Source organism: Rhizobium sp. S163, from assembly GCF_030380805.1.
GTDB lineage: Bacteria > Pseudomonadota > Alphaproteobacteria > Rhizobiales > Rhizobiaceae > Rhizobium.
Genome location: NZ_JAUDSA010000037.1, coordinates 1 through 13,735 on the forward strand (window position 1 = coordinate 1; position 13,735 = coordinate 13,735).

Annotated in this window: 14 protein-coding genes and 1 pseudogene; 5 read left to right on the forward strand and 10 right to left on the reverse strand. The window is 57.0% G+C overall.

Annotated elements, in window-relative coordinates; all coding sequences use genetic code 11:
* The 3 genes from QTL96_RS26910 to QTL96_RS26920 form a co-directional block, all read left to right on the forward strand.
* On the forward strand, positions 1–193 hold a 193-nt coding region (locus tag QTL96_RS26910), incomplete at its 5' end, for a hypothetical protein (RefSeq protein WP_289729860.1).
* 242 nt (positions 194–435) lie between these two features.
* Positions 436–645, forward strand: a complete 210-nt coding sequence (locus tag QTL96_RS26915; RefSeq protein ID WP_289729861.1) for a hypothetical protein — start codon at positions 436–438, stop codon at positions 643–645.
* A 180-nt stretch (positions 646–825) separates the two neighbouring features.
* Positions 826–1,083, forward strand: coding sequence for a hypothetical protein (locus QTL96_RS26920; RefSeq protein ID WP_289729862.1), 258 nt, complete (start codon positions 826–828; stop codon positions 1,081–1,083).
* A 2-nt stretch (positions 1,084–1,085) separates the two neighbouring features.
* On the opposite strand, the pseudogene QTL96_RS26925 reads toward QTL96_RS26920, so the two are convergent.
* The 7 genes and pseudogenes from QTL96_RS26925 to QTL96_RS26955 form a co-directional block, all read right to left on the reverse strand.
* Positions 1,086–1,178 (reverse strand): annotated as a pseudogene (locus tag QTL96_RS26925) (Ku protein); the annotation flags it as partial.
* Positions 1,179–1,402: 224 nt separating this feature from the next.
* Positions 1,403–2,755 (reverse strand): pilus assembly protein, encoded by a 1,353-nt coding sequence (locus tag QTL96_RS26930; protein ID WP_289729863.1) that lies wholly within the window; start codon positions 2,753–2,755, stop codon positions 1,403–1,405.
* A 1,379-nt stretch (positions 2,756–4,134) separates the two neighbouring features.
* Positions 4,135–4,854: a hypothetical protein gene (locus tag QTL96_RS26935; protein ID WP_289729864.1), complete on the reverse strand. Its 720-nt coding sequence runs from the start codon at positions 4,852–4,854 to the stop codon at positions 4,135–4,137.
* Positions 4,855–5,542: 688 nt separating this feature from the next.
* Positions 5,543–5,764, reverse strand: coding sequence for a hypothetical protein (locus tag QTL96_RS26940; RefSeq protein ID WP_289729865.1), 222 nt, complete (start codon positions 5,762–5,764; stop codon positions 5,543–5,545).
* Positions 5,765–5,998: 234 nt separating this feature from the next.
* Positions 5,999–6,625 (reverse strand): LysE family translocator, encoded by a 627-nt coding sequence (locus QTL96_RS26945; protein ID WP_289729866.1) that lies wholly within the window; start codon positions 6,623–6,625, stop codon positions 5,999–6,001.
* A gap of 170 nt (positions 6,626–6,795) precedes the next feature.
* Positions 6,796–7,395, reverse strand: a complete 600-nt coding sequence (locus tag QTL96_RS26950) for an NAD(P)-binding domain-containing protein (RefSeq protein WP_289729867.1) — start codon at positions 7,393–7,395, stop codon at positions 6,796–6,798.
* Positions 7,396–7,460: 65 nt separating this feature from the next.
* A complete protein-coding gene (locus QTL96_RS26955) occupies positions 7,461–8,195 on the reverse strand; it encodes an SDR family oxidoreductase (protein ID WP_289729868.1) in 735 nt (244 codons plus the stop codon).
* A gap of 228 nt (positions 8,196–8,423) precedes the next feature.
* Between QTL96_RS26955 and QTL96_RS26960 the strand changes: the two genes are divergently transcribed.
* Entirely contained in the window at positions 8,424–9,314 is an 891-nt protein-coding gene (locus QTL96_RS26960; protein ID WP_289730157.1) for a LysR family transcriptional regulator, read from the forward strand.
* Between the two features lie 131 nt (positions 9,315–9,445).
* Here the strand turns inward: QTL96_RS26960 and QTL96_RS26965 are convergent, their stop codons facing one another.
* Both QTL96_RS26965 and QTL96_RS26970 read right to left on the reverse strand, forming a co-directional pair.
* A complete protein-coding gene (locus QTL96_RS26965) occupies positions 9,446–10,477 on the reverse strand; it encodes an AraC family transcriptional regulator (protein WP_289729869.1) in 1,032 nt (343 codons plus the stop codon).
* Between the two features lie 10 nt (positions 10,478–10,487).
* Complete coding sequence (locus QTL96_RS26970; protein ID WP_289729870.1) at positions 10,488–11,318, reverse strand: oxidoreductase; 831 nt, start codon at positions 11,316–11,318, stop codon at positions 10,488–10,490.
* Between the two features lie 520 nt (positions 11,319–11,838).
* Here QTL96_RS26970 and QTL96_RS26975 point away from each other — a divergent pair.
* A complete protein-coding gene (locus QTL96_RS26975) occupies positions 11,839–12,951 on the forward strand; it encodes an NADH:flavin oxidoreductase/NADH oxidase (protein WP_289729871.1) in 1,113 nt (370 codons plus the stop codon).
* Between the two features lie 343 nt (positions 12,952–13,294).
* Here the strand turns inward: QTL96_RS26975 and QTL96_RS26980 are convergent, their stop codons facing one another.
* Positions 13,295–13,609, reverse strand: coding sequence for an RT0821/Lpp0805 family surface protein (locus QTL96_RS26980; RefSeq protein ID WP_289729872.1), 315 nt, complete (start codon positions 13,607–13,609; stop codon positions 13,295–13,297).
* Positions 13,610–13,735 lie beyond the last annotated feature (126 nt).

Consider the following 13,735-nt stretch of genomic DNA (forward strand, 5'->3'; position numbering starts at 1 on the left):
AATGCGAAACCTTCTGATCGACCTAGTCGAGGCGGAGGACATCAAGCCGCAAGGCCCAAGCAGTCGAGTTTCTCCGAGCGAACGCAAACGGCTCTACTCGATGAGCGAAGAACGCCGGCGGGAGATTTATGCTGAGACGCTTGTTCTCCTCCGTCATACGAATGTCTCGCGCGATAGAACCGCGGTGGGCTGAGACCTTCAGCGTCGAGGCGATGCTGCTTTTACCGCTGAGCAGGGTTCTCAGATTGCCTTTCTTCATTTGAACCTTTTTCCTCGCCAGCCCGTTTAGGCTTGTAGCCAGCTTGGTCGGTCGCACCATTCCTAAGTGTCTTTTGGCAGGCGCAAGGGTGACAGCTAAGAGCGACGAGGCGATCGAGATCCAACACCACTCGCGGACAAGGTTTCAGGAACCCGCGACGGATTTAGGAATTAGACATGCCGAAACGGACAACGAAGACGGATTATCTGAAGACGGCGAGTAAATTTCCCTGGGGAAAGGTGATTGCCGGCATCGCCGGCAGCGCTGTGGCAACTAGCGTCATTCGAAGGGTGCCGCTTGGTCGGATTGTCATAGCGGCGGCGCCTCTGATCGTTGCCGCTCTGCAACGGGAACGCGAACTGCCGAAAGGCAAGCGGAAAGATTGATCTCAGCCCCCCAATAGAGGACCTCCCGACTGCTTTGTCTGCTCACGAGGTGGTTTCTCAGCGAGACTACTTCCACATCTGCGGCTGCGCGGGCGCTCTTCGCATATTGGTTATCGGTCCGGGCATGTTGAGGTCCTTGCGCGGAAATGCAGTCCGTAAAGCACAATCGGAATGAGCCGAATGCGATTTAAATCTAAGCCGGGCGACGTTTGTCTTTTTGAAAACGAGAAAGCAGGCCACGACAGCGCGCCGGACTACCGAGGTTACTTGGTCGCGCACCGTGACATCAAGGCTGGTGAGCGAATTCAGATCGCATTGTGGTCGGGACGGCCGGGGAGCGCCCGGTCCTTTGGTGGAAAAATCACTGATAAGCCAGCATCGACTGAGCAGGAAGCGGCGATCCCGACCGACCTTTTCGGGAACCCACTTGCCAAGTAAGCGGCGATGATTCGCTTTGCCAGGTCGAGCATTTCCCTCTCGACCTTGATCTTGGGCATCTCTTCGAATGCCTTCTTGGATGACCTGACCGCGTAAGCGCAATTTCCTCGTCCTGGCGATCAATCTCCGTCCGCGGGGACCTGGATAGGCCTCCTAGGTTGTAGTTGGTATGCAAGGCGCTTGATCGTATCCTTGACTTGCGATTAGCGGGTCGACAACTTCCAATCTTTGGAAGTTTGCGATATTGCGTCGGCCCTGCCGCATGTTCCCTATCGCGAAAATTGCACTGCCTGGTGGAGGAGCCGCGATCATGTCGACATCACATGGTAAGTCTCGGCGTCAGAATCTGTCCGGCGATCTTTTTGAAGACCTCAACCAGTTTGGCCGAGTCTTCGATGTTGAACGCCTTGCCGCTGTCGTTCGCACATGTAGCAAGCCCTTCAGCAGTCGATCCACTTACGCCTACGGCCACGGTATAGATTGTCAATCCTGCGTTTTTAGCGTTACTGCATACTGTTGTCATGAGGCTGTCGGCCTTCGCTGTGTCGGTACCGGTGTGGAGCATGTAATTCGATTTATTGGGCGACAGGGTGTTGGTTCCATCCGTCATGATGATCAAGAACTTGTTGATGCCAGTTGCCTTCGGCTCCCCCTCCGTGAACGGCTGCGTCGGCGACAGCATGTTCCATCCCCATAAGACGCCAGCGGGAATGTAGGTCTCATTGTTCGCTACCATTTTCGATATGGCGGTCCGCAGGGTCGAATAGTTCGTGGTCAAAGGAACCACGGCTGACCCGCAACTCGTATTGAGAAGACCGGTATAGCGAAGTGTTGGCTCGGTATCGTTGACATCAAGTGGGCTGTTTCGAGAGCCTACACATCCGGTCCACGTATACGTGCTCGTCTTGTCACTGCAAGACGTCACCGGTTCGCCGTAGGTGTAGCTATCACATTGCTCTTTGGTGGACGTCGTCTTGACACCGTCATTCGTGCCGGTCGTCGTGACGGTTTTGCAGCCGGACTTTGAAACCACCGGTTTGGAAGTGGTACAGGTATTCTTCGTCGTGGAATAGTCGTCCGGAACCGTGAGCCAGAGCTGATTGCGATTGGCGGTGCCCACGTTCACGTAACGAGAGAAGGGAACGAGCGCGAACCTGACATTCGGATTCTTGCTCTTCTCGAATACGTCGAGGAGGGCGTTGGCCGCGGCCTTGAGGTTTGTCAGCTTCTGTCCTGTCATCGAGTATGTGTTGTCGAGGACCATGGCGATCTCAACTTTTTGATAGTCGGACCTAACTGCTTGCGCGGCGACCTTCAGCTCCCAGGAATCCTTGAAAAAGAACGCTCCAAGCGTCAACGGGATCGAGCCTTGCGCATTGATCGTAATGTAGTTGTCAGCGGAGATGTTTATGTCTTCGACTGAAGCCGATCCGGCCAAGGCTGGGGAGAGGTTTCCTTTGAAAACCTTTGTCAGTTCGGCTTTCATGGTTTCGTTTGACGTTTTCGCCATCGATACCGCAGACAAAACGGCGGAATCGGCGGCGCTTTGAAGCTCCGCCTTGCTAACCATCGCTTTTGAGAAATCGACAGCTAGCCCGGCGCACGCAAACAACGGCACGACCAACAACGCTGTCACTACTCCGAAGTTACCTGACTTGTCTTTCCAAAACACCGAACACCCCCATAATTTTAGGGGAATGTGACGAGAAAAAATTAAACATAAGTGAACTCTTTAAAATTTAGTTCAATTTGTACATACTAATATGCAATAATAGACTTGGAGATATTCAATCAGGACTTGCATTTGCCTTACCTTTATCCCGATAATTACTTGCAAATGCTAGCGTAGGCCCGGATCGCTTCGCCGCCAACAACATTCTAAAATCGAGAGCGGAGCGTGACTGCGGGAGAGACACCGACGAGAAACTTCCCCAGTGTCCGCCTGGCTATCCACTGCAACGCGCCGGCTTCAATAACCATTCGATAGACGGGTTGATGCTCACGTGCCCCGGGAACTTTTGCGGTCACTTAGCGGACAGCATGGTTTGCTATTCATTGCGAGCGGCGACGAGGGCCGCGCGTCATGTGAACGGCTCGCTCAACGATGAGCGCGTCTTTCTCATTTTATGGGCAGGCACGATGGGTTTTGGGCGCTAGCGAAGCCCGCCCAGGATAGCTTTCCATGCAAGTCGGATGGATTGAAGGCGCGTGCGGACACGCTCTTGTGTGGATCTTCCAATGCCATTGCGGAAATCGGCAAGAGCCTGAGCTTCCAGCCGAGTGCACCGCTCACCGGAAGCATTCGGGAGAGCGATCCCCGTGGTACGATCGATGACTACCCATCGATGGTTTGACATCTCGACTTCGTAACGGGTCATCTCAACTCTCTGCTTTGACTTCGAAGGGTCTTAGCGAGCCGCCATGACTGGAAACTTAACCTCCACCGTACCGAATAAAATTCTATTCAAACGTGGTGAAGTAAGCGCTAAAGCAGGGATCAAGTCGATGCGTGACCCCCTGCCTTCTCGCCATCGCCCTTGGCTCGCGCCGAGGTGAGAGTGCAGGCGCCCGTCACCGTACTGCTCGGGGCAACGTTTCTTGGCGTTTGTCTCGGACATCACATACAGCTCCCGCCAGAAAGCCCGGAATTTGAAAAGACACGATACTTAGCAAATCGATCGCTGCGGCGGCAGTTTCTGTTGCAACCGGTGAAGCCTCGGCAACGCCCAGCGACAGCGCAGGGAACGCGCTCTTCGCAAAGGCCAACGGCACATCCATTGGCCAGTCGGGCATGGACGCTCTGAGGCCATTGCTTTGGTCGTTTGCGATGACGCTATTGGCAGAATAGCGTTCCCGCTCCTCACGTTGCAGGGGAAGGGCATGGCGAAGGCGAGCAACGTGAATCTAATCTGCCTGTACGATAAGAACCTTGGCAAAAGCCTCGATTGCGGATTACCCCTGGCTGGGAAAGTGACTTCTAATCGCTTGCCGAATACAGCCAAATAATGGAGGAGGCGCAAGCTGCGCCCCCAGTTCAGCACGGACGCTCAGTCATTTCATTGCCAAGACCATTTTGCACAGGCTGACGAGGCTTCGATCTGCACCACCACCGCGCACTACATCCTTGCATCGAACCTTGGCCTTCGCCCGATCAGACGGAGACATATCGTTAATCATCGATAGCGTTCGATTGCCAGTGGTGCTCGAATTTTTGGCACCCGGCCGGGCTGCGCCGCTCATGTCGCCTGCTTTAGACCCGCCACCAGTTTCGGGGTCGCTCACCGACGAAATGCCGAGCATTAGGTCGAGCAACGTGTTGCTACCCGCCCCGACGTTTGCGTTCGCAGTTGCAAGGCTCGAGCCGCCAACGTCTGCATCTACGTCTGCAGAGACCCCGCCTGTTCCGCCAATGCTCGCGGTGGTGTCAAGACCAATACCGCCCGACGAACGTGTCCCGCCAATGCTCGTATTACTGTTGACGCCGCTCGCGCCGCCTACCGATGCATTGACACCTAGCCCGCCCGTGGCAGTTCCTCCGACATTTGCATTCACGCCACTCGCCCCGCCTACTGACGCATTAGCTAGCCCTGTCGATCCGCCAACCGTCGCGTTAACACCATTTGCGCCACCGACCGAAACATTGAGCCCATTGTTTCCGCTCACACTAATGCCATTTGATCCGCCGACATCGAAAGCTGCTGACTGGAAGGGCGATGCCAACACGACTGAACCGACTGTCAGAGCAGTGATCACCGAGAGCTTGTTCATCATTCTAATCTCCGTTTTTGCCAGGCATCATTGCCTGCTCGTTGAAAACGGAAGTGCGCACTTCCTCGTGGCGCTCAGAGCGAGCCAACATTCCATCCACGATGACTAAATTAGCAACGGGAAACTACGTTCCGGCCGATTGCAGGTTCCCATGAGATCGTGGCTAACGCTTTGTAAATGTGGTGCAATGACCCCCGCTCCCAAGATTTTCCACCGGGCGGCGTCTGGGCGAGGTTACAACCGCCGACGTCTGTTGCCTTTCAGGAAGACCCCTGCGGCACCTCACGGGCAAAGCCTTTGAAGCCGCAATTGGGGCTTCGTCAGCGCCATGTTTGGGAACCGTGTGTGCTCGACCCTCAGGGCTCCCGGGGCGGGCAAGTGAGTATCACTATGAAATAGGTCAACGAAGGGGGCGGAGCTGTCCGCGTTTGGCGAGGTCGGCGAGATTGACGACATCCACCATTCGATCCGCTTCTTCCGGTTCCAAGGTGTCCAGACGAACGCCGTGATAAACGGCAGCCCAACCCGTAAATATGTCCACGATCGACCAGTAGGCGTCGGCCCCGTTCTTACTGACTTGATATCGAAGATGTCCCATTAACGAAAGCTGGCGCCGTGGAGCTCGATATCAAGGGCTTTGAAAACGTCGAAACGCACGACGAGGACGCTGGGATGATGGCGCGCAGTAATCTCAGGATTTCGCGGTCACGACCTCATCACGCATCAGCTGGGCAAGCTCGGCCGCATCGTGGATACCAAACTCATGCCACGCCACCAATGACTTGGCGGCAATTCGTCCGCGATCGCTAGAGGGATCGCAGTCGTTGTTGCGGCACCAATCGACGAGAACTCCATGCAACATCTGCAGGTCGGCGGTGGTGAGCGGCTCTTTTGGCCAGTCGGTCTTGGTCAAGCAATGTCCTTTGGTTTTTAATCGGACAGCTACAAGAAAATGCCCCGCAACTGAGCGGGGCAAACGCTGAACCATGATAACTGAGTGGGCGTGGAAGCCACTTGCAAAAATATCGGCAGACGATTGATTCTCAAGTGAAAAGACTAGTACGGTAGCGTACGAAGAGCCATGTAAGAAAGAGGTGCCAGCGGCTCGGTTGGAGCAGGGCGGTCCGCAGCGATCGCAGCATCTCTGTCAGCGGTGTTGTAGGGCCAACCGCGCGCCAAGCGCGAGGTAAATGGACCCGATAACCTTGCCCTGCCATCTCCCAATCTGACGGTGTTTATTGATCCACCCCGCCACGCCCCCGGCCGCGACAGCCAGGATCGATGTATATCCCATGCTCATTACAACGAACGTCAATCCAAGGATTGCAAACTGTGGAACAACGGCACCGTTGGATGGACTGATGAACTGGGGCAGGAAGGCCAGAAAGAAGAGGGCTGTTTTTGGATTGAGGATCTCGGCAAATATGGCTTGGCGAAACGCTTGCGACGCGGTGATTTTGCTGGCCTTGGCAAGTTCAAGGCTTCCCTGCTTGTCGAGGATTGACCGGATGCCAAGATAGACGAGATACGCGACGCCGGCATATTTTACTAACTCAAACGCAAGCGCAGACGTCATCAATATCGCCGAAAGGCCGAGCGTCGCCATCACAGTGTGGATAAGGTCGCCTAAAGCCACTCCGAACCTGGTCGCCATTCCCACCTTTCTCCCGCCACTGACGGATCGCGCCAGTACAAGAAATACTGCTGGACCGGGAATAAGGAAAAGTCCCAGGACGACTGCTGTGTAGGTGAGGTAGGTCGGGAGGTCGATCACGTTGTTGTCTCCGCAAAAGCCTATCTGGCTCCGAGCGAAGTCATACGCTAGACCGCGATGCAAGCGGCGAGATCGCGTGGAAAAGACGACGTCGCCGCTCGGGCCGCCATGACTAGGCAAGTGATGCCAGGGCTAATGCCTGCGTATCCCTCTTCGAGAGGGGTGCCGGCTCAGTCGAATTTGACCAAGTCCTCAAAAATCAGCTTTCCCCATTTGTCTCCGCGTGCCTGCACCAACAAGCCGCCTTCGGAGAGGCCTCCCAAGTTGACTGGCGCAAAGCCAAGCTCTTCTGCGAGCGCTCCAACCTTCGTCGCCGCGGCCTCGTCGTCGCTCGCCAGGAACACGACGCGCCTGCCGCCTTTCACATCCGGATTTTGCCCAAGAGTACCGGCGGCAAGATGGTTGAACCCCTTGACGACCGTTCCGCCCGTAAAAGCGTCCGCAACGACCTTGGCTGAGGGGTGATCTCTCAGCTTTTCAACGGGCACGCCGTAGGCGTTCGTGACGTCGACAATGATCTTACCTTGCCAATTCGGTAAAGCCTTCGCGACGTCGGAATGAGCCTCGAAACGGACAGCGAGGAAGATGATGTCCGCATTGATGGCCTCCGCGAGGCTGACTGCCTTGATGGAAGGACCGATCGCAGCAGCCTCGGCCGCAAAGCTGTCCGGATCGCGAGTGGTGGCAACGGAAACATCGATGCCGTTGCGAGCGAAGGATTTAGAGAGGGCCTGGCCGATCTTGCCGAAGCCGATGATTGCATGGGTCATAGTCTACTCCTAGTTCGTGGAATTCCTGCGGCGCTCCTCGTCGCGGGGTCGCAGCTGGGTGTGGGTCAAATCTGGGCAAGGCCACCATCGACCGCCACTTCGCTGGCGGTCATGAAGCTGCTGTCCGATGAGGCAAGAAAGGCAGCGGCAGCCGCGATCTCGGACGGGTCGGCCATACGTTGCAGCGGGGTCATCGCGCCGTAGGCCTTTTGGCCTTCCTCGCCCAAGGCTTCCTTCGCGAGTTCGGTGGCGGTAGCCCCGGGCGAAAGGACATTCACACGAATGCCAGTGCCCTTCAGGTCTTCCGCCCATGTCTTTGCGAGATTGCGGACCGCCGCCTTGCTGGAGCTGTACGCGGTGAAGGCAGGGGCTCCCGTGGTGCCCGCGCTCGATCCAGTCAGGATGATCGAGCCGCCCGGACCCATGAGCGGAAGCGCCTTCTGGACCGTGAAGATCGTGCCCTTCACATTGGTGTCGAAGGTTGCGTCGATATGCTCGGCCGTGATCTCGCCAAGGAGGAGGGGGGCTCCAGCTCCTGCGTTTGCGAATACCACGTCGAGGCTTCCGCGTTCGGACTTCACTGTCGCGTATAAACGGTCGAGGTCAGCTTCGTCGGAGACCGAACCCTTCACGGCCCGGGCGTTGGACCCCAATTCCGCCACGGCCGTATCAAGTCTCTCCTGCCCGCGGCCATAGATGAAGACGAAGGCTCCCTCGTGGATGAAGCGTGTGGCGGCCGCGAGACCTATACCCGTCGCACCACCCGTGATCACGGCGGTTTTTCCTTGCAGTCTGTTCATTGCATGCGTCCTTTGTTGTTCCTTTGGGTAGGGATGGAAGCACCCGCTTCGATCGCTCGACCACCAACGTAGGAGATGGGCTCACCGACATTCAGTGTTGATGGACGCACAAGGGTGGTGCAAAAACGATCCGGGCATGTCAGGTAAACTGGGTTGAACCACAGTACATCGGCTTTAGAATAGCCCGACTTGACACCCGAACGCACCGCAGCGGTGCTGGATTGCACCATGATCGACTGGGACGACGTTCGATACTTTCTGGCGGTCGCTCGCTGCGGATCGGTGCGGGCGGCCTCCACGGTTCTTGGTGTGAACCACTCGACGGTTCTTCGCCGCATCGCGCAGCTCGAAGGGCGGTTGGGGGCGAAGATGTTCGAGAAGCTGCCTTCCGGATATCACGTGACTGCCGCAGGGGAGGAGGTGCGCGAACTCGCCGAACAGATGGAAGCCTCGTCACTTCAGTTGGAGACCCGCATACTAGGCAGAGATCAAAGCATCCGCGGACTCTTGAGGGTAACGCTTGCTCCAACCCTGGCGACACACCTGCTCATGCCCGATTTCGCAGACTTCGCGCGCTCGCATCCGGATATCGAAATGGAAATCATTTCGTCCGGAGACTTGGCAAACCTCACCAATCGGGAGGCCGACGTCGCGATCCGTGTCGTCTACGACCGCAAGACCCTACCGCCAAACCTTCACGGGTTAAAGGGGCCGGACGTCTTCGGCGGTATCTATATGTCTCGCGACTTGCTTCCTGTGTGGGGTGAGGTCGGGCCCGATTTTGTTCGATGGATCGTTATCAGCGACCATGGTATTCCCGATTGGGTCCGCCAAAGGGGAGCCGTGGTTGATGGCGTACCGTTCAGGGTTACGGATGCGGAAGCTCAGGTCGTTGCTGTGCGACAGGGCGTCGGAGTGACTACACTTCCTTGCTTTGTCGGAGACGCCAATCCAAATTTGGTGAGGGTTCCTAAGACCGAACTGCACCTGTACGGCACGCTTTGGCTTCTCACCCAAGGCGAGACCCGCAAGACGAAACGCGTGCGCCTTTTCACTGAATTCATCGCTCGTAGATTGGTAGGCCATGCGGAAATTTTGGGTGGATCGCCCCCAAAGTGAGGCTGTAGCCGAAAGCTCACGGCAGAATTGCGCCATGAGCGGACTTTCGTATTTGAGGTTTGATGCGGCTCAATTTACGAATCGCTCGCGATGTCGTGGCGATCACGCAACACTACGTAACGCACGAGCTGTCAATACACTGAAATGTCAGGAGCCTGCTCGACATTGAGCTCCCGCCATCGGTTCGGTGTTACGCCTTCCCAGTCCCGGAAGGCGCGGTAAAAGGAGCTGATGTCCTGATATCCCAAGAGGCAGGCCACTTCTTCGATCTCGGTCGAGGGATCGGACAGTAGTTGCCGACCCAGTTCCTGGCGCGCCTCAGCGAGAAGTTCCCGGAATGTCGTGCCTTCATCGGTGATCCGGCGCTGCAGGGTGCGCTCGCTCACTCCTATCTCGAACGCAACGTCGGACAGTTCCGGCCTGCCGCTGGCTAAGCTCCGCTTCAACACGATCTTCACTTGCTCGCGGATCGTACTGCGTGCCTGAATTTTGCCCAGCGCCGACGCAAGGGCGGGCGTGAGTAGTTCGAGGAGTTCCGGATTGTGACCTGGAAACGGTCGATCCAGATCGGTGGATTTGAGAAACAGCGCGTTGCGCGATTGGCCATAGCGGATGGGACATTCGAAATATCGCCGATGCACTTCGCTCTTCGGGTCCGCCCGCTGGAATTCTACACGGACGGGCGTCAGCCGCTGTCCGGTGCCGCGTCGGCCCAGTTCTACCAATGTGGCGAAGTCGACGTCGACGGCGATCGACGGCTCCGGTTCGGTAGCGTAAAGCCATTCGAACATGACCGTGCATTCCCCACCTTTCTCGGAGAAGTGCAACTGCTCGGGTGTACAGAGTCGCTTGAACCGCGCTATGCGCGACAGCCCGTCCCTGTAGTCGCGGGCATGAAAGGCGGCAAGGCTGGCGGGTGGGTGAACAGAAGTTTCGGCTGCTTCGACCAGCTTGATCCCGAGGCCTGGGTCGGCCGTCAGTTCCCCCAATGCCCGCCATAGGGCGAAGAACTGCGCGGTGCTCGCCAGCCCTTGGCCGTTCAGGTGCAGTGTCGCGGGAAGGCGCGCTTGGCGAAGCAGTGCCGCCGGCGGCACGCCGACATGTTCGACTGCGAGCCAGAACGCCCGAGGAATCTTGCACCTGTCTGCCGGCGCTCCACTCATGGCTTTCTCCCTATCCCATCTGGCTGGTTATCACCCGGTCGAATAAGCGGTCCCCGAACCATTTGCGGATCATGATCATAGGCTTCGCATACTTTCCCGACACATACCGCGTTCGCGGCTTTCTTGAAGCAACAGCCCTGGAGACTATACCGGCAATGACAACGGGATCGGTGCCTCGGCCATGGCCATAGGCCTGCCGCGTAGAGTTGGCGACCGCCTGCGTCACCTTCGCGTAAGGACCTCCGCCCGAACGCTTGAGAAGTCCGTCGGCCACCACGCCGCCGAATCCCGTCTCGATAAGACCGGGCTCAACCACCACGACCCGGATGCCGAACGGCGCAAGTTCGAGCCGAAGGCTATCCGACCAGCCTTCGAGCGCATGTTTTGTTGCGTGGTACCAAGCGCCAAGGAGAGTGTAAATCTTGCCGCCCATGGAGGTGATATTGACGATCGTGCCCGCTCCTTTTTTGCGCATCGCCGGAAGCAGCATCTGAGTCAGCCGTGCGGGACCGAACACATTCACCTCGAACTGATATCGAGCTTCATCAACGCCGATTTCCTCAACCGGGCCATAGAGGCCGAATCCGGCATTGTTGACCAGCACGTCGACGCCCCCTGTTTGAGCGAGGATCGTTTCGACAGCGGCCCTTATCTCGACTTCGTTGGAGATGTCCATGCGCAGGGGCGTGGCTCCCATTCGCGCAAGATCGTCCATCTTCTCGACCCGGCGAGCGGCGGCGAAAACCTTGTACCCATCCGAAATCAAGCGCTTGGCGATCGCCTTGCCCATGCCGGAGGATGCTCCGGTGACGAGCGCGGTCCTTTTTCCACTGTCAATCATCTCGACCTCTCTTTGTTGTGAGATAACCTTAAGCCTCGTCCAGCTGTCGATCATTAACTAGGGATGCCAATCCACTTGCAGAATGCGCCAAACGTGCAGCGAATTGCCTTATTGAGCAAGCCGCCTGTTTCGCAATCGAAAACGCCTAAGGCAACTTGTGGGAGCGTGCCGTCGCCTTCACTCAGCGTTCCGCGGTGACGTCAGTTCGCAGGGAATAGAATGCAAGGTACTGCGTGCCGTACACCAACCGGGGTCATGGTTGTCTGCGATTGAACTCAAGCATACGGCTCGCAATCCTGACTTCCAAGCTGGTAGGCGCAATGGGCCGAATGCAGTCTTCCATCTTGCAACCCATCGTCGGTCGCTGAATCGCCATGGTTGTTCGCCACAAGTAATCCGAGCCGAGAGGCTCACAACCGCCACGGGGGAAGTTGCCGTTCCAGCATTATCGTGCTCTTCAGAACCAAGTTGCTATATCGTCCAGAAGCAGTACCAATGCCGGAATCAAGAAGGAGCGACAATGTTCAAGACGAGACTATTTTCACCTGTCAGTGTTGGTGCTCTCGAGCTTCGCAACCGCATTGTGATTGCACCGATGTGCCAGTACTCCGCGGTCGAAGGCGAAATGACTGACTGGCATCAAATACACTTGGGTAGCCTCGCATTGTCGGGCGCGGGCATTTTGACGATAGAGGCAACGGCGGTCTCGCCCGAAGGCCGAATTTCTTATGGCGATGTCGGCCTCTACTCGGACGGCTGTCAAGCCGCAATGGATCGTGTGCTCACCAGTGTCCGCCGATGGTCCGATATGCCGATCGCTATCCAACTCGGCCATGCTGGGCGCAAGGCTTCTACTGAAAAGCCGTGGCTCGGCGGCCATCAGATCAGCCCGGACAGCGATAACGGTTGGAAGACCGTCGCTCCAAGCGCTATCCCGTTCAAGGACGATTACGATCACCCGGAAAGCCTCGACAAGGAGGGGCTTTCGCGGGTCAGAAACGCTTTTGTCGACGCCACGCGAAGAGCTGCTGCTTTGGGTATTGATGCCGTACAAATACACGGTGCACACGGCTATCTTCTCCATCAATTCCTGTCGCCTCTGTCCAACAGACGCACCGACGAGTATGGCGGTTCTCTCGAAAATCGCATGCGGTTCCCGCTGGAAGTATTCGATGCGGTTAGGGAGGCGTTCCCCTCCGACAAGCCTGTGACTATGCGAGTGTCGGCGACCGATTGGGCCGAAGGCGGATGGGATACCGATCAGACGGTCGTGTTTGCAAAGGCGCTTGAGGCCAGAGGCTGTTCGGCGATCCACGTCTCCACAGGCGGACTGGCATTAAATCAGCAAATCGCTCTTGGGCCGAACTATCAGGTGCCGTTCGCCCGCGCTGTCAAGCAGACCGTCGACGTCCCCGTAATCGCCGTTGGTTTGATCACAGAGTTTGAGCAAGCGGAAGGCATCCTAGCGACCGGCGACGCTGACCTTGTCGCTATCGCGAGAGCAATTCTCTATGATCCGCGTTGGCCGTGGCATGCCGCTGCCCATTTCGGAGAGACTGTGCGAGCCCCTGAACAATATCTGAGGAGCCAGCCGAGGCGGTATCGGGACTTGTTCAGTTCGCCGGTCCGGTAATGGGGAGCGGTTTCACAGCGGGAACGGCAGATGATCTCATTCGCAGAGAAACGCCATCCGAATAGTTGCCCACCCCCACCGGGGGCGCTCCTTTGCGATAACCATTCCGACGATTGGCAAGCTGAAGACCGGTCAGCAAGGTGTTCGGCAGCGAACCGATGAAGTGATGGGGTGGCATGTCGCTCGTAAGACTAATGTTTCGAGTATCCCGGCCCTAAGGGGGGATAGGACGCCTTGGCGACGGGACATCAAGGCGGCGATTGAAAAAACGCGCTTGCGGCCTGCTGACCCTCCGACGACGTCATGGATTACGTAGCGCGGTCAGCGGCCCGAACGAAATCCGTTAGCGGCTGATTTTCCATTGATGGCCTTCAGCAGGGCAGGCGACACCATTGAGGCTTGAACTGCCGGTGATAGTCTGGTGTGTCGTGAGGAATTGCCTGCAGCCTTGGCCGCCATCGGCGGCCGGTTCTATCTGCTGAATGACCCCAGCGCTTCCAGTTGCCGGATTTGCCCAGGCCAAAGGCTGCAGTCCCACATCAGAACGGCCAACGGTCTCCGCGATGACGGCCTGGTCTGTTTGGGGTGCAGTCTTAGGCTGAGTGGTGGAGGCCGTCACCAGAGGTTCCGTCGTCGAGCAAGCGGTCAGCAGCAGCATCGACGGGATACTAAGACAACGCCATACAACGAGCATACTCTCTCCAATCATGATCGCACTGTCTTAGTATAATAGCGGCCAAGCCATTACCTAAGGGTTACAGAGTCGTAAATGTGGCGCACTTGA

Coding starts and splice junctions, on each gene's coding strand:
- QTL96_RS26915 (WP_289729861.1), top strand. CDS start 436: ATGCCGAAACGGACAACGAAGACGGATTATCTGAAGACGGCGAGTAAA.
- QTL96_RS26920 (WP_289729862.1), top strand. CDS start 826: ATGCGATTTAAATCTAAGCCGGGCGACGTTTGTCTTTTTGAAAACGAG.
- QTL96_RS26935 (WP_289729864.1), bottom strand. CDS start 4,854: ATGATGAACAAGCTCTCGGTGATCACTGCTCTGACAGTCGGTTCAGTC.
- QTL96_RS26950 (WP_289729867.1), bottom strand. CDS start 7,395: ATGACCCATGCAATCATCGGCTTCGGCAAGATCGGCCAGGCCCTCTCT.
- QTL96_RS26955 (WP_289729868.1), bottom strand. CDS start 8,195: ATGAACAGACTGCAAGGAAAAACCGCCGTGATCACGGGTGGTGCGACG.
- QTL96_RS26960 (WP_289730157.1), top strand. CDS start 8,424: ATGATCGACTGGGACGACGTTCGATACTTTCTGGCGGTCGCTCGCTGC.
- QTL96_RS26965 (WP_289729869.1), bottom strand. CDS start 10,477: ATGAGTGGAGCGCCGGCAGACAGGTGCAAGATTCCTCGGGCGTTCTGG.
- QTL96_RS26970 (WP_289729870.1), bottom strand. CDS start 11,318: ATGATTGACAGTGGAAAAAGGACCGCGCTCGTCACCGGAGCATCCTCC.
- QTL96_RS26975 (WP_289729871.1), top strand. CDS start 11,839: ATGTTCAAGACGAGACTATTTTCACCTGTCAGTGTTGGTGCTCTCGAG.
- QTL96_RS26980 (WP_289729872.1), bottom strand. CDS start 13,609: ATGCTGCTGCTGACCGCTTGCTCGACGACGGAACCTCTGGTGACGGCC.